At 66.7% G+C, this 13,866-nt stretch carries 13 protein-coding genes; 2 read left to right on the top strand and 11 right to left on the bottom strand.

Translation table 11 applies throughout. The features are described 5' to 3' along the window. Window positions 1–289: 289 nt before the first annotated feature. The 6 genes from METFAM1_RS0103830 to METFAM1_RS0103805 all read right to left on the bottom strand — a co-directional run bounded on the left by METFAM1_RS0103830 (window position 290) and on the right by METFAM1_RS0103805 (window position 5,059). Window positions 290–1,933 (bottom strand): electron transfer flavoprotein-ubiquinone oxidoreductase, encoded by a 1,644-nt coding sequence (locus tag METFAM1_RS0103830; protein ID WP_019918242.1) that lies wholly within the window; start codon window positions 1,931–1,933, stop codon window positions 290–292. 144 nt (window positions 1,934–2,077) lie between these two features. Continuing rightward, window positions 2,078–2,941: an SPFH domain-containing protein gene (locus METFAM1_RS0103825; protein WP_019918241.1), complete on the bottom strand. Its 864-nt coding sequence runs from the start codon at window positions 2,939–2,941 to the stop codon at window positions 2,078–2,080. A 12-nt stretch (window positions 2,942–2,953) separates the two neighbouring features. Further along, on the bottom strand, window positions 2,954–3,412 hold the full coding sequence (locus METFAM1_RS0103820; RefSeq protein ID WP_019918240.1) for an NfeD family protein: 459 nt from the start codon (window positions 3,410–3,412) through the stop codon (window positions 2,954–2,956). 31 nt (window positions 3,413–3,443) lie between these two features. Next, window positions 3,444–4,370 carry a histone deacetylase family protein gene (locus METFAM1_RS0103815; RefSeq protein ID WP_019918239.1) on the bottom strand — a complete coding sequence of 309 codons (927 nt, stop codon included), beginning with the start codon at window positions 4,368–4,370 and terminating at the stop codon, window positions 3,444–3,446. Between the two features lie 117 nt (window positions 4,371–4,487). Next, the gene (locus METFAM1_RS0103810) at window positions 4,488–4,676 is read right to left on the bottom strand and encodes a hypothetical protein (protein ID WP_019918238.1); all 189 of its coding nucleotides are present in this window, start codon (window positions 4,674–4,676) and stop codon (window positions 4,488–4,490) included. 188 nt (window positions 4,677–4,864) lie between these two features. Next, the gene (locus METFAM1_RS0103805; protein WP_019918237.1) at window positions 4,865–5,059 is read right to left on the bottom strand and encodes a hypothetical protein; all 195 of its coding nucleotides are present in this window, start codon (window positions 5,057–5,059) and stop codon (window positions 4,865–4,867) included. A 204-nt stretch (window positions 5,060–5,263) separates the two neighbouring features. Between METFAM1_RS0103805 and METFAM1_RS0103800 the strand changes: the two genes are divergently transcribed. After that, a complete protein-coding gene (locus tag METFAM1_RS0103800) occupies window positions 5,264–6,616 on the top strand; it encodes a sensor histidine kinase (RefSeq protein ID WP_019918236.1) in 1,353 nt (450 codons plus the stop codon). A gap of 1 nt (window position 6,617) precedes the next feature. Beyond that, window positions 6,618–7,301, top strand: a complete 684-nt coding sequence (locus METFAM1_RS0103795; protein ID WP_019918233.1) for a response regulator — start codon at window positions 6,618–6,620, stop codon at window positions 7,299–7,301. 7 nt (window positions 7,302–7,308) lie between these two features. Here the strand turns inward: METFAM1_RS0103795 and METFAM1_RS0103790 are convergent, their stop codons facing one another. The 5 genes from METFAM1_RS0103790 to METFAM1_RS0103770 form a co-directional block, all read right to left on the bottom strand. Next, a complete protein-coding gene (locus METFAM1_RS0103790; RefSeq protein WP_019918232.1) occupies window positions 7,309–10,866 on the bottom strand; it encodes a TonB-dependent receptor in 3,558 nt (1,185 codons plus the stop codon). 77 nt (window positions 10,867–10,943) lie between these two features. Beyond that, window positions 10,944–11,948 carry a FecR domain-containing protein gene (locus METFAM1_RS0103785; RefSeq protein ID WP_019918231.1) on the bottom strand — a complete coding sequence of 335 codons (1,005 nt, stop codon included), beginning with the start codon at window positions 11,946–11,948 and terminating at the stop codon, window positions 10,944–10,946. 2 nt (window positions 11,949–11,950) lie between these two features. Further along, a complete protein-coding gene (locus tag METFAM1_RS0103780; protein WP_019918230.1) occupies window positions 11,951–12,463 on the bottom strand; it encodes a sigma-70 family RNA polymerase sigma factor in 513 nt (170 codons plus the stop codon). 131 nt (window positions 12,464–12,594) lie between these two features. After that, window positions 12,595–13,371 carry a TrmH family RNA methyltransferase gene (locus METFAM1_RS0103775; RefSeq protein WP_019918229.1) on the bottom strand — a complete coding sequence of 259 codons (777 nt, stop codon included), beginning with the start codon at window positions 13,369–13,371 and terminating at the stop codon, window positions 12,595–12,597. Further along, window positions 13,368–13,835, bottom strand: coding sequence for a CopD family protein (locus METFAM1_RS0103770; protein WP_019918228.1), 468 nt, complete (start codon window positions 13,833–13,835; stop codon window positions 13,368–13,370). The genes METFAM1_RS0103775 and METFAM1_RS0103770 overlap by 4 nt, the downstream gene beginning before the upstream one ends. Window positions 13,836–13,866 lie beyond the last annotated feature (31 nt).

Below are 13,866 nucleotides of genomic sequence, written 5' to 3'. Positions count from 1 at the left end.
TGAGTGTGGGTGCTTTGCCAAAAATTGGCAAGGTGTGCGCGGGGCCGGTGCAGAGGGTTGTGGAAGCGAGCTTGCTCGCGATTGCAGCGGCTATCGAAGCCGGTGGATTGCAGAGGCCGTGTCGGGGTCAGAAGACCCCTCCCACAGAGGGCAGCCCAGGCTCAGGTCGCCGGCCGGGTGCGCAGCTCCTGTGGGAGGGGTCTTCTGACCCCGACAGCGGCAGTGAGCAGAGTGACAGCGCCGGGTCCCGGCCCAGTCGCGGCCAGGGCCGCTTCCACAGGAAACTGACCTACATGCCGTTGTAGATCGGCCCTTCCCCACCCTGCGGCGTGACCCAGGTGATGTTCTGCGTGGGGTCCTTGATGTCGCAGGTCTTGCAGTGCACGCAGTTCTGCGCGTTGATCTGCAGCCTCGGACCGGTCTGTTCGCGGACGATTTCGTAGACGCCGGCCGGGCAGTAGCGCTGTTCCGGTGCGTCGTAGGCGGCGAGGTTGACGGTGATGGGCACCGCCGCGTCCTTGAGCCGCAGGTGACAGGGCTGGTCCTCTTCGTGGTTGGTGCTCGACAGGAAAACCGAGGACAGGCGGTCAAAGGTGAGCACGCCATCCGGCTTCGGGTAGTTGATCGGCGTACAGCTGGCGGCCGGTTGCAGTGAGGTGTGGTCGGCGGTGTTGCGCAGCGTCCACGGCACGGCGCCCTTGAACAGCAGCTGTTCGGCGCCGTACAGGAAGGCGCCCAGCCACAGGCCTTTCTTCATATAGGGCTTGAAGTTGCGCGTGCGGTAGAGCTCGTCGCGCAGCCAGCTGATGCGGAAGTTTTCCGGGTAGGCGGCGAGCGCGTCCTGCGCGCGTCCGGCGGCGATGGCCTCGACCGCGGCGTCGGCGGCCAGCATGCCGCTCTTGATCGCGGCGTGGCTGCCCTTGATGCGTGCGGCGTTGAGGAAGCCGGCGTCGTCGCCGATCAACGCACCGCCCGGGAACACCAGTTTCGGCAGGCTCTGCAGGCCGCCGGCGGTGATGGCCCGCGCGCCGTAGGACAGGCGCTGGCCGCCCTCGATGTGGGTGCGGATGACCGGGTGCGTCTTGTAGCGCTGGAATTCCTCGAACGGCGACAGGTGCGGATTGCTGTAGTTGAGCCCGACCACGTAGCCGATGGCGACCAGATTGCCCTTCAGGTGATAGATGAAACCGCCGCCGTAGGTGGCGTTATCCACCGGCCAGCCGGCGGTATGCACCACCAGGCCCGGCTGGCTCTGCGCTGCCGGCACCTCCCACAGTTCCTTCAGGCCGAGGCCGTAGGCCTGCGGGTCGACGCCGTCGCGCAGATTGAAGCGCTGTTCCAGCTCCTTGCCCAGATGACCGCGGCAGCCTTCGGCGAACAGCGTGTATTTCGCGCGCAGCGCCATGCCCGGCTGGAAGTTCGGCCCCTGCTCGCCGTCGCGCGTGAGGCCCATGTCGCCGGTGATGACGCCGGCCACCTTGCCGTCCTCGATCAGCAGCTGCGCGCCGGTGAAGCCGGCGAACACATCGACACCCAGCGCTTCCGCCTGTTCGCCCAGCCACTTGACGACGTGGCCCAGGCGCACGATGTAGTTGCCGTCGTTGTGGAAGCTCTGCGGCAGCAGCGCGTGCGGCAGCGATCGCGCGCCGGTTTCGGACAGGAAGAGCATGCGGTCTTCGGCGACCGGCGTATCGAGCGGCGCGCCGGTCGAGGCCCAGTCGGGCAGCAGCTCGGTCAGCGCGCGCGGGTCCATCACCGCGCCGGACAGGATGTGGGCGCCGATTTCGGCCGCCTTCTCGATCACGCACACCGACAGTTCGATGCCGGCCTGTGACGCCTGCTGTTTCGCGCGGATCGCCGCCGCCAGCCCGGCCGGGCCGGCGCCGACGACCAGCAGGTCGAATTCCATGGATTCGCGTTCGATGTCGCTCATTCGTGTTGTCTCAGGTGCGGGGGCGGGCAATGCCGCCTACGGGCCGATTCTCGCCGATCAGGTGCCGGCCCGCGCGTGCGGGCCCGGCATGTCAGGATTCCTGCAGGTTCTGGATCGGCCGATCGGCGGGCCGGGCTCCGGGCCTCAGCCCTTGCCGCCGGCGCGCGCGAAGATGCCGGCGACGGCGTCCTGCAGGTCGGCCGGCAGCACGACGACCTTGGCGTTCGGCGATTCGCCCAGCTTGTTCAGCGCGGCGATGTACTTCTCGCCGAGCAGATACATCATCGGCAGCTGCTGCTCGCCCAGCGATGCGGTGACGCGGCGGATCGATTCGGCGCTCGCCTCGGCCAGCGTCACCTGGGCGGCAGCGTCACGCTTGGCCGACTCCAGCCGCGCCTCGGCTTCGAGAATCATCGACTGCTTCTGCCCTTCGGAGCGCGTCACCATGGCCTTGCGCTCGCGCTCGGCGCTGGCCTGCTGTTCCATCGCGCGCTGCATCGAGTCGGACGGGTTGATGTCCTGGATCTCGACCGACTTGACGGTCAGGCCCCAGTCGATCGCCTCGTCGGCGATGCTCTCGCGCAGCCGCACCTTGATCTTGTCGCGACTGGACAGCGCCTGGTCGAGATCCATCTCGCCGACGATGGAACGCAGCGTGGTCATGATCAGGTTGCGGATGGCCTCGGAAAAGTCGGTCACGCCATAGACCGCCTTGACCGGGTCGGTCACCTTGATGAAGGCGACCGCATTGGTGCGGATGACCGCGTTGTCGCGGGTGATCACCTCCTGCTCCTGCACGTCGAGGATGATGTCCTTGGTCACCACCTTGTAGGCGACGTCGTCAAGGTAGGGAATGATGATGTTGAGGCCGGGCAGCAGCGTGCGCAGGTATTTGCCCATGCGCTGTACCACCCACTCCTCGCCCTGCGGCACCACGCGCAGGCCCTTGGCCAGCGTGACGGCGACGAATATCAGCAGTGCGATGACGACGACCAGTCCGGAACTCATGGGCAATCTCCCTCAGTTTTTGTTGATGTGCGTGCGTCCGACCTTGAGCAACGAGCCCTCGACCGACAGTACCTTCACCCGCTCGCCGACCGGCAACGTGTCGTCGGCGATGCAGTCCCACACGTCGGCGCCCAGCAGCGGCTTCTGGAAGCGCACCTGGCCGCGGCCGAAAGGCGTGATCTCGTGCACCACCAGACCGACCTCGCCGAGCACGTCACCGGCCGACATGCCGGCGTGCGTGCGGTGCTGGTCGGCGCGGAACACGCGGAACCAGGCGAACACCAGCACGCAGGACAGCGCCGCCCACAACGCGAGCTGCAGCGTCAGCGAAAGCGTGGGCACGGCCCACAGCAGCAGACCGATGCCGATCGCGGCGACGCCGAACCACAGCACCACCATGCCGGGCACGGCCAGTTCGATCACCAGCAGCGCAAGACCGGCAACCAGCCAGTGCCACCATTGAATATCCATTTTGAAAGTCCGCAGTGAACGCCGGCGCAGTCTAGACGCTGCAGTCGCCGAGCGCCATCAGGTGAGCCGCCACCGCCGGGCCGATGGCCGGCAGGCCGTAGCCGCCTTCCAGCGTCGACACGATGCGCCCCTGCGCCGACGCCTCGGCGATGTCGCGCAGTTCGTGCGTGATCCAGCGGTAGTCGGCGGCTTGGAGTTCGATATTGGCCAACGGGTCGTCGCGTAGCGCGTCGAAGCCGGCGGAGATCAGCACCAGCTGCGGCCGGAAGGCGCGCAGCTTCGGCAGCGCGACCTCCTTCCAGTGGCGGCGGAAGGCGTCCGAACCCTCGCCCGCCGCCATGCGCAGCGGGATGTAGCCGGCACGCTCGGGAAACTCGCCGCGCGGGTAATACGGATGCTGGAAGCTGTCGGCCATCAGCACACGCGGCTCGCGCCTGAACATCAGTTCGGTGCCGTTGCCGCGGTGCACGTCGAAGTCGGCGATGGCCACGCGCTCGATGCCGTGCGTCGCCAGCGCGTGCGCGGCGCCGACCGCAACGTTGCCGTAGATGCAGAAGCCCATCGCCTCACCCGGCTTCGCGTGATGGCCGGGCGGGCGCGTCGCGCAGAAGACCGCCTTGGCCCGCCCGCTCATGACCAGATCGACGCCCTGCACGACGGCGCCGGCGGCGCGCGAGGCGGCGGCGAGCGAGCCGGGCGACATCACGGTATCGCTCTCCAGTTTGTAAGTGCCGCTCTTGGGGGCGACCCGCTCGACCTCGTCGAGATAGGCGGCGGTGTGCACGCGCTCCAGCTGCGCGCGGGTGACCAGCGGTGCTTCGGCGCGCCGCCAGGTGCGCGTGATGCCGGTGCGCTCCAGTTCGGCGAGCACGGTCTGCAGGCGCGCCGGGGATTCGGGGTGACGGTCGCCCGGACGGTGCTCCAGACAGTCGGGATGGGAAATCAGTACGCAGTCCATGGCCGCAGTGTAGGCGGCCTCGGCGTCGGCGTGGCATACCGGACGCGCACAAAAGAACGGGAGCCGCAGTGCGGCCCCCGTCGGTGCGACAGACCGGGGGCGCCCTGCCCCCCGACCTCACTTCTTCTGCGCAGCCTTCTTCTTTTCGTAGTTGACCATTTCGTCCGGCGTGATGTGGCCGTCACGGTCTACGTCCATCGCCACCCAGTCGCGCGCCAGCTCGGGTTTGTCGGCCTTCGCGTCGGCGGCGTAGGCGCCGGCGCTCATTACGGCGCAGGCTGCAAAAACAAGACTGAACTTCTTCATTGCCATCTCCTGTCGTCGGTTGTGGGATGCATCGTTGCGGCAATACTTAGCGCGCAAATCGAATGCACCGCATAGAGACGGGACCGCACTTTGCAGTTCCGTCCGCCGACAGGCTCTTACCGGTTTTTGCTTTTTGAAAAGTCTTGAAAAAACCATGCGGGGTGCCGGGCCTTGCCGGCACCGTCCGCTCACTTCTTGGCGTCGGCGCGCTTCTTCTCCCAGGCGACCATTTCGTCCGGCGTGATGTAGCCATCCTTGTTGGCGTCCATCTCGACCCAGTCGCGGGCCAGTTCGGGTTTGTCCGACGACGGCTTCTTCGCGTCGGCGGCGAAGACCGGGGCGGCAAGCAGGGCCAGCGTGCAGATCAGGGCAGTTTTCTTCATGGCTTTCTCCTCAGTGACGTGCCGCTCGAACGGCGACAGCGCCGTTCAATATCGGTGAGTCACGCCCGGCGCCGGCAGGGAAATCCAACCTCACGAAAAGGGAGTGTGTCCCGCGCCACGGCTGGCGGCGCGCGATGCGCGGGAGGATTTCCCGATAGCGTTCGCATTACGATGCCCGGTCACGCAACTTCCGGAAATGCCTGCATGAGTCTGCGTTTCAGACTCACCCTGATCATCGCCTCGCTGATGACCCTGCTGGTGATTGCCGACAGCGGGCGCAGGCTCTACGACGCCCACGACGACGCAGTGACCGAGATCGATTCGGTGGCGCGTCTTGCGCACGCGCTGCTGCCCAGTGTGCTGACGCCGGCACCGCCCGGCATGTCGACCGAGTCGCTGCTCGCGCACATCGAGCTCACGCAGGAACTGCGTACATTGCGCCACCTCACCGTCGAGGTGCACGCGCTGGACGGGCGCACCATACTGAGTTCGCGCGACGCGCCGCCGATCGAGGCGCCGGCCGCGCTGAACTGGATGGGCGAACGCCTGCGCAACCTGCCGCCGCTGCGCAAGGACATCCGCGTCGGTGAGCGCGTGGTCGGTTACTACCTGCTGGTGCCGAACGCCGACGACGAACTGCGCGAGATCTGGGACGACTACATCAAGCAGACCAGCATGGTGCTGGCGATCGGGCTGATCGCCTGCTTCATGGTGTACTGGGCGGTTGGCCGCGCGCTGCAGCCGCTGGGCAGCGTCATGCGTGCGCTGTCGGCGATCGGCGAAGGCCGGCTCGACGCGCGGCTCGACAACGTCGGCCCGGGCGATCTGGCGCCGCTGTCCGATTCCTTCAACAGCATGGCGGCCACGCTGGAGGCCGCCGTGAACGAGCGCGCGCGGCTGCTGCGCAAACTGATCACGCACGAAGAGGAAATCCGCCAGTCGCTGGCGCGCGATCTGCACGATGAACTGAGCCCCTACCTGGTGGCCATCCATCCGCATGCGCGTCTGCTGGCCGACGCCTGCGAGGGCCGGCCCGAACTGGCCGAGCACCGTGAGGCAGCGCGCTGGATGTCGGAACAGGTGGGCCACCTGCTGCGTCTGGTGCGCAACCTGCTCGAACACCTGCGCCCGCCGGACATCGAGGAACTGGGCTTGCGCCACGCGCTGGCCGAACTGGGCACCCAGCGCAGCCGCGGCGCGGACAAGGTCGAGGTGGTATTCCATCTCGACGAGGACCTCGGCCAGCTGTCGGCCATGCATGACATCACGCTTTACCGCATCGTGCAGGAGTGTCTGACCAATACGGCCAAGCACGCACGGTGCACCCGGGTCGATGTGCATCTGAGCATCGACCCGCGGCTCGGCCGCGTATCGCTGCGGGTGACCGACGACGGCGAACCAACGCCCTACGTCGCACCCGAAAGCGGCTTCGGTCTGGTCGGCATGCGCGAACGCGCGCTCGCACTGGGTGGTGACTGCCAGGCCGGTCCGCGTTCGCGCGGCGGCTGGGAAGTGACGGCCTGGCTGCCCCTGAAAACCTCGGTACAGGAACACTGACATGGCTCCGAACACTCCCATCCGCGTTCTGCTCGTCGACGACCACGCCGTTGTGCGCGCCGGCTACCGCCGCTTCCTCGAACACAACCGCATGATGGAGGTGGTGGGTGAAGCCGGCAGTTCCGACGAGGCCTACCAGCTGTTCCGGCTGATGAAACCGGACGTCGTGGTGATGGACATTTCGCTGCCCGGCGCCAGCGGCATCGAGGCGGCGCGCCGCATGCTCGCACTCGACGGCCGGGCGCGCGTGCTCATGTTCTCGATGCACGCGCAGCCGGCCTTCGCCCGTCAGGCGCTGGAAGCGGGCGCGATCGGTTTCCTGACCAAGGACACCGAGCCGGAAGCGCTGGTGCAGGCGGTGATCGCCGCCGCCCAGGGCCGGCGCACGCTGAGCCCGCGCGTGGCCGAACAGCTGGCGCTGGACAACGTGATGCCGGACGAAAAGCGGCTCGACGTGCTGACGCCGCGCGAATTCGAAATCTGCCGCCTGCTGCTGGCCGGCATGACCGTGGACGAAATCGCCGACGCGCTCAAGCTGAGCCCGAAGACGATCTCGAACCGGATGAGCGAAATCCGCCAGAAGCTCGACGTGCGCAGCGACGTCGAGCTGGTGCGTCTGGCCACCGCCGCCGGCCTCGTGCCGTGGGCGGCCCGGCCGGACGTGGCCGGAGAATCGGCCGCCTGATCGCTGCTCAGCGCGGATCGAGCTGATAGCTCAAGGTCAGCCAGATTCCGCGCCGTGCGCCCGGTGCCAGGAAGTTGGTGCTGAGCCAGTCACTGGAGTTGTGGTTGTAGCCGTCCGGCCCGATGGCGCCGTGTATCGACGGCGAAAACGGATTCACGCCGAGGCGGCCGGCGCTGAAGTATTCCTTGTCGAGCAGGTTGTTGATGCGCATGCCCAGCGTCCATTCCGGCGTGAGCTTGTAGCTCGTGTGGACGTTGAAGACGACGTGTCCCGGCACCGAACCCTTGTTGCCGGTCGGCTGCAGTCTGACGATCTGCTGGCCGATAACGGCGCCGTTGCCGTCGTAGATGTCGACCGGCACCTGCCGCACGACCCCTTCCCTGTGTTCGTTGTTCTCGTTGCCGCGCACGTAGGCGGTCGAATGGGCGATCGCCGTCACGCCCACCGTCCACTTGTCGGTCACCTCGTAGCTCAGCGTGGCGTTCAGGTTGTGCAGCGGTATGCCCGGCATGCGGTTGCCCGGCTTGACGCGGATGCGCCCGACCGGGTCGTCGAGATCGTAGATGCACTGGCCGGAGGCATTGCAGTAGGGCTCCAGCGTCGCACTGCTGTTGTCGTTCGCCGCCATGACGAATGACTCCTGGAAGGTGGCGTCGGTCAGCGCGTAGTTCAGCCGCAGGCGCGCCTTGCCCAGTTGGGCGGTCATGCCCGCTTCGATGCCCTGCCGGCGGGTGTCGCCGATGCTGTCGAAGAAGCTGCGGTTGCCCGGATAGGTCACCAGGTAGATGTCGTCCTTCAGATCGGTACGGTAGGCGCCGAGATTCCACTCGATGTTGTCGCCCCAGCGGCCGCGCATGCCGAAGTCGATGGTTTCGGCGCGGATCTGCGGCAGGTAGGGGTCGCCCGAAAGCGTCGAGGGCAAGGAGCAGGAGCGGTTCTCCAGCAGCCCCTTCTCGATGTACTTGTTGCCGCTCATCTTGACCAGAGTGTGGTCGAGCGCGCAGCCAAGTTCGATCACCGACGGTGTGCGGGCACCGCGTGCCCAGTTGCCATAGACGTTCAGGTCCGGCTGCGCCTGCCAGGTGCCACCGAACGAAGGATTCAGCGAGCGATAGGTGAAGTGCTCGGTTTCTGCCGGGTTCATGATGCGCGCAAGGTCGGGCACGCGATAGCCGGTGGTCGGACACACGCCATCGACACAGATGTCGTAGAAGTTCGGATAGGCCTCGTACTGGGCAAGATCGAACACGGTGAAGCCGTAGCTGCGCGAGGCCAGTACGTTCTTGACCCGCGTGTGGTTGAAGCGCACCGCGCCGGTCAGGTGCACCGTCTCCACCGGGCTCCATGTTTCGCTCGCATACAGGCTCTTGGTGATCGAGGTGCCGGCGAAGTCGTTGTTGCGCACCTCTTCGTCGGCCGCGGCGTACTGATCGCGGATCTCGTCCGGCGCAAGGTAGGCATTGCGCTCGGCGTCGAGCAGTCCGAGCATCTGCCCGCTGCCGTAGCGCGCCTTCGCGCGATCAACCGAGGCGCCGACCATGAATTTGTGGCGGTCGTAGTTCCAGTTCAGCTGCATCGAGGCGCCGTGGATGATCTGTTCGATCCGCGTATTGGTCAGCACCGCAGTCGGCGTGCCCTCGACCACGCCCGGTCGGGTGGTGCCGAAACCGTCGGTCATCAGCACGTTGCCGGTTACCGGGTCGCGCTGGGTCAGTTCGCCGCGCTGCGAGGTCACGTCCCGGTCCTGCGTGGCGGCACAGTTGTCGCCGTTGAAGGGGGTGACCGTCATGACGGCGTGCTTCACGCCGTCCTGCGTATAAAAGAAGCTCGCAGTCATGCCGCCGATGACGTCGATGTCACCGGCCGGCACTCTGGGTGCGCTGCCACCGACCCAGGTGCCCGCCGTGTACGACGGTTCGCCATTCGAATACGAGGTTGGGTCGCCCGGCAGCACCGGCGGGCGCGTCACCGCCTGCGGCACGTAGAACAGCGCCTGGTGGTAGTTCTTCCAGGTGTCGAACTCGTACTTCGCGTGCGCCGCGTAATCGTCAGGCAGGTCTGCATTGAATGCGCCGTCCGGCAGCAGGGCCGGGTTGGCGACGCCATTGGTCGCGTAGTCAATCAGGAAGTTGAGGAACTCAGGATAGGCCGGCGAGAACCAGTCGTTCGGATCGAAAGCGACGACGTAGTAGTCGGGCAGACCGTACTTGTTGCTGCTGTTGTACAGGCAGGTGTACTGCTCGCCCGGATCGAGCTTGCGCCGCGCGTAGTCGCCGCGCAATTCGGTGTAGACGTCGGCCCCCAGGGCGCGACGATTGCTGTCGCGCTGGTAGACCTGGCCGGTAATGGTGAAGTTGTCGTTGACGATGAAGCTGCCGGACAGCTGCAACTGCAGCAGCCTGTTCTTCGTCGTATCCGGCGACGTGAATACGCCGTTGCGATCCTGCGCATACATCTGGCTCGGAATCATCCCATTGCCGACGAGGTCGTTCCAGACGTACAGCGAGCTGAGGTTCAGGTCCAGCCGGTCGCTGCGATAGCTGCCCTTGCCGAACACCTGGTTCACCTTGGTTGGAGAATTGTCGCGCCAACCGTCTTCGACGAAGAAGTTGCCGGCGCCGAAAAGGCCCACGCTGCCGTTGTTCCAGCCGCCCGAAACCAGCAGCTGGTTGCGGCCGAAGGCGCCGGTGAGCAGTTCGGCCTCGACGCCGGGGCTGTCGAAACCGCTCTTGGTGCGCATCGAGAAGGCGCCGCCCAGCGTGCCGAGACCAAAGATCGGATTCGAGCCCGGAAAGACGTCGAAGCCCGACAGTGCGTTCATCGGAATCATGTCCCAGTTCACGACGTCGCCGAACGGTTCGTTCACGCGTATGCCGTCGATGAAAACCGACAGGCCCTGCGGCGTCCCGAGCTGCGGACTGGCAGTGAAGCCGCGGTAGTTCACATCCATCTGGAACGGGTTGCCCTGGTAGTCGTTCACGTTGACCGACTGCATGGTCGAGTTCAGCAGATCGGCCACGCTGACCGCGTGGGCATTGCGGATGTCCTCGGCGGAGAGGCTCTGCACATTGCCCGGGATTTCCTCTTTCGTCAGACCGAGGCCCGGCAGCGGACCGATCTCGTGGAAACGCTTGGCGCGCACCTGGATCGCTTCGAGCTGATGGACGGACGAGGATGGGTCACCGAGGGCAGGCAGCGGCTGCGCCGGGGCACGGCGCAGTGTGTATCCACCCGCTTCGTCGATACGCAGTTCGAGCCCGCTTCCCTGCAGCGCGGCGGTGAATGCCTCGCGCACCGAGAAATCCCCGCGGACACCGGCGCTGCGCTTGCCGCTGACCAGCGAAGGTTCGAACGTGAACACCACAGCTGCCCGCCGTGCGACCCGATTGAGTGTGTCGCCGAGCGGCCCCGGCGCGATGTCGTAACTGCGCACCGCATCGTTGCGCGTCGCGTCGGCCAGTTCGAGCCGCAGCGCATCGGCCGCCGCCGGCATGCTGACGACGGCCAGCCCCAGCGCAGCCGCACCGAGTACGCGCCTGCCCTTGCCACCCTCTGACCTCTTCATGTGCTCCCCCGCTTTTTTTGTGTAGTCGCGGGCAATGACGAAGGACGAAGACGAAAGTACAGCCGGCGTCGAAAAAATCAGCGGCGTTCGATACGGACGACGTAAAAAGTGAAGCGGGTGATGCGCAGCGGCAGGTTCGCGCTCAGCGCGGCAAGTGCCCGGTCGGTGTCGTCGAGCGGGAACACGCCCGAAACCGAGAGGCCCTGCAGCGCTTCCGCGTCGTAGTAGAGCGTGCCGCGGCGATAGCGCTCGAGTTCGGCAAGTACCTCGGTGAGCGGCTTGTCGTCGACCGCCAGCACGCCATCGCGCCAGCCGATGAGCGCATCGATATCCGCCGCCTCGGCCGCACCGACACCCTCGTCGGTGATCCGGGTCGCGCTGCCGGGCGCCAGCGTGGTGCAGGTGCCGACGGCGCGGCTGCACGCCTCGACGGTGGACTCGATCACCGCGACGCGCGTTGCATCGGCGTCGTCGCGCACCACGTACTGCGTGCCGAGCGCACGCGCCGTCGCGTGCCGGCTTTCGACCACGAATGGACGCTGCGGGTCAGCGCTCACTTCGACCAGAATCTCGCCCCGCCGCAGCACGATGCGACGTTCCTGACCGGTGTACTGCGCGTCTATCGCCGAGTCGGTGTTGAGCGTGATGCGGCTGCCGTCGTCCAGCGTGATCGTCAGCCGCTCGCCCGGCGCGGTGCGATGGTCGGCCAGCAGATAGCGTGCGGTCTGTGACTGCAGCGCCAGCCAGCCGCTACCGGCCACGGTGCACGCGAGCATCAGCGCACCGGCCAGGGCGCGACGGCGGCGCCCGGAGCCGGCGAGGCTCGCGTCAAGGGCAGCCTTTCCGGCGCGCGCATCGACCTGACCGAAGCGCGACCATATCGAATCGATGCGGCCATAAGCGAGACGGTGCATCGGATCGGCCTGCAGCCAGTCGTGCAGCGCGGATCGTTGTTCCGGCGTGCAGGCGTCGTCCTGCGTCTTCAGGTACCACTCGGTCGCCGCGGCCACGACAGCCGCCGACGGCGTACCCTCCTCGGTGGCGCGCTCATGCTGCGCAGCGGTCGATGCCGAATGCGACATGGTCAGCCGTACAGCACGCGGTAGCACTGCATCAGGACGGTAGCCAGATACTGTTTGATCATGCTGACCGACACACCGAGGCGAACGGCGATCTCGGCGTGCGGCAGCCCTTCAAGCCGGTACAGCAGGAAGGCCTTGCGCGGCTTCGGCGGCAGCGTCTCCAGCATCGTTGCCAGTGCATTCAAGGTTTCCAGCGCCGCGTGATGATCTTCGGCCGAGGGCGCGGACGCGTCCGACGAGTACAGCGCCAGCGCGCCCAGATACGACTGTTCGAGCTTGCGACGGCGCAGATGATCGATCAGCAGCCGACCCGCGGTCGTCGTCAGGAAGGCGCGCGGCTCACGCAGTTGCGCCAGTTCGTCGCACTGCATGACGCGAACGAAGGTGTCCTGCGTCAGATCGGCCGCGTCTGAAGGGCAGCGGAGCTTCTTGCGCAGCCAGCCGAACAGCCATCCCCGATGGTCGATATACAGGTCCTTGACCAGTTCCTGACGGACGGGATGTTCGATCTGCATGGCGGGAATCGGAGGGCGCGTGCACCGGTGGATGAGCAGACCTTCAAGTCCGCGGATGCCCGATTCTCAAAACTGCCTCGACGCTTGTACAGGGAAAAGCTCCCTGCCCCACCCGACCACTTTGCGACGCTTCAATCGCGCGTGCGCTGCCTCACCTGCTCGAACAGGCAGACGGTGGCGGCCATCGCGACGTTCAGCGATTCGGCCGCACCGGGCATCGGAATGATGGCCGGGTCGGTCGCCAGCGCGCTGACGGCCGGCGACAGACCGGCGCCTTCGTTACCGAACAGCCAGGCGACCGGACCGCGCAGGTCGAGCGCGTAGAGCGAGCTGCGCGCGTCGAGCCGGGTGGCGACGATGCGGCCCGGATAGCCGGCCAGCGCAGCCGCCACGTCGCAGTGCTCACGGATGCGCAGGCTGAAATGAGCGCCCTGCCCGGCACGCAGCACCTTGGGGCTCCACGCCTGGGCGCAGCCGGTGGTCAGCAGCACGTCGCGTACGCCGGTGGCCCAGGCGGCGCGCAGCAAGGTGCCGAGGTTGCCGCTGTCCTGCACCGCGTCGAGCACCAGACAGTCGCCGGTAATCGGTTCGCCGGGCTCGGCGGGGATGTCGATCAGCCCGAGCAGGCCGGTCGGCGTGTCGGTCGGGCTCAGTTCGTCGAACAGCGCGTCGGCGAGCAGCAGCATCGCTTCGCCCTGCTCCGCCAGCGCCGCCTTCACCTCGGCGTGATCGAGCGCGCGCTCGGCAACGATGGCGAGCTTGGGGCGCACGCCGGCGTCGAGCGCGCTGCGGAACAGGTGCAGGCCGTCGATCAGCGTTTCCGCCGCTTCGCGCCGCGCGCGCGACGAGGTCGCCAGCTTGCGCAGCTGCTTGAACTGCGCGTTGTCGCGCGACTGGACGTGCTTCATCCGGCCACCAGTGCGCGCCCCAGCGTGGCCAGCGCGATGGTGATGAAGCCGAGCACGGTGTTCAGCCCGACCAGCTTGCGTATCTGCGCCAGCGCCGCGCCACCGGCCGGCCAGTCCGATGCGTCGACGGCGCGCAGCAGCCGCTTGTACGGCGCGAAGAACACGTGCATGAAGATGAACATCATGATCAGACCGACGCCGAACATCAGATGCCAGTGGATGGGCGCGGCCTTCATGCCGACCGCCAGCATCATTCCGAGCCCAGTAGCGAGGATGACCGCGACCGAAGCCCACACCAGCGGAAAGAAACCGCCGAACACGCCGCGCCACAGCCGCAGCCGCGCCGGCGGTTCGAGCTGCACCGCGGCCACCGGGCGCAGACAGACATAGGCGAAGAACATGCCGCCGACCCAGATCGTGACTGCGGCGACGTGCAGGAAAAGCAGCAGCGGAGCGTGGCTCATGACGTGAAGACCCTCGGTGAATGGCGCGCAT

The sequence above is a fragment of the Methyloversatilis discipulorum genome (genome assembly GCF_000527135.1).
Classification (GTDB): Bacteria; Pseudomonadota; Gammaproteobacteria; order Burkholderiales; family Rhodocyclaceae; genus Methyloversatilis; species Methyloversatilis discipulorum.
The sequence above is the reverse complement of the archived record's forward strand: the minus strand, read 5'-3'. Positions and strand labels throughout refer to the sequence as shown.

Bases quoted from the DNA above. Each gene is read 5' to 3' on its own strand.
- METFAM1_RS0103800 (WP_019918236.1), top strand. From the start codon at position 5,264: ATGAGTCTGCGTTTCAGACTCACCCTGATCATCGCCTCGCTGATGACC.
- METFAM1_RS0103780 (WP_019918230.1), bottom strand. From the start codon at position 12,463: ATGCAGATCGAACATCCCGTCCGTCAGGAACTGGTCAAGGACCTGTAT.
- METFAM1_RS0103830 (WP_019918242.1), bottom strand. From the start codon at position 1,933: ATGAGCGACATCGAACGCGAATCCATGGAATTCGACCTGCTGGTCGTC.
- METFAM1_RS0103785 (WP_019918231.1), bottom strand. From the start codon at position 11,948: ATGTCGCATTCGGCATCGACCGCTGCGCAGCATGAGCGCGCCACCGAG.
- METFAM1_RS0103820 (WP_019918240.1), bottom strand. From the start codon at position 3,412: ATGGATATTCAATGGTGGCACTGGCTGGTTGCCGGTCTTGCGCTGCTG.
- METFAM1_RS0103775 (WP_019918229.1), bottom strand. From the start codon at position 13,371: ATGAAGCACGTCCAGTCGCGCGACAACGCGCAGTTCAAGCAGCTGCGC.
- METFAM1_RS0103790 (WP_019918232.1), bottom strand. From the start codon at position 10,866: ATGAAGAGGTCAGAGGGTGGCAAGGGCAGGCGCGTACTCGGTGCGGCT.
- METFAM1_RS0103770 (WP_019918228.1), bottom strand. From the start codon at position 13,835: ATGAGCCACGCTCCGCTGCTGCTTTTCCTGCACGTCGCCGCAGTCACG.
- METFAM1_RS0103825 (WP_019918241.1), bottom strand. From the start codon at position 2,941: ATGAGTTCCGGACTGGTCGTCGTCATCGCACTGCTGATATTCGTCGCC.
- METFAM1_RS0103795 (WP_019918233.1), top strand. From the start codon at position 6,618: ATGGCTCCGAACACTCCCATCCGCGTTCTGCTCGTCGACGACCACGCC.
- METFAM1_RS0103815 (WP_019918239.1), bottom strand. From the start codon at position 4,370: ATGGACTGCGTACTGATTTCCCATCCCGACTGTCTGGAGCACCGTCCG.
- METFAM1_RS0103805 (WP_019918237.1), bottom strand. From the start codon at position 5,059: ATGAAGAAAACTGCCCTGATCTGCACGCTGGCCCTGCTTGCCGCCCCG.
- METFAM1_RS0103810 (WP_019918238.1), bottom strand. From the start codon at position 4,676: ATGAAGAAGTTCAGTCTTGTTTTTGCAGCCTGCGCCGTAATGAGCGCC.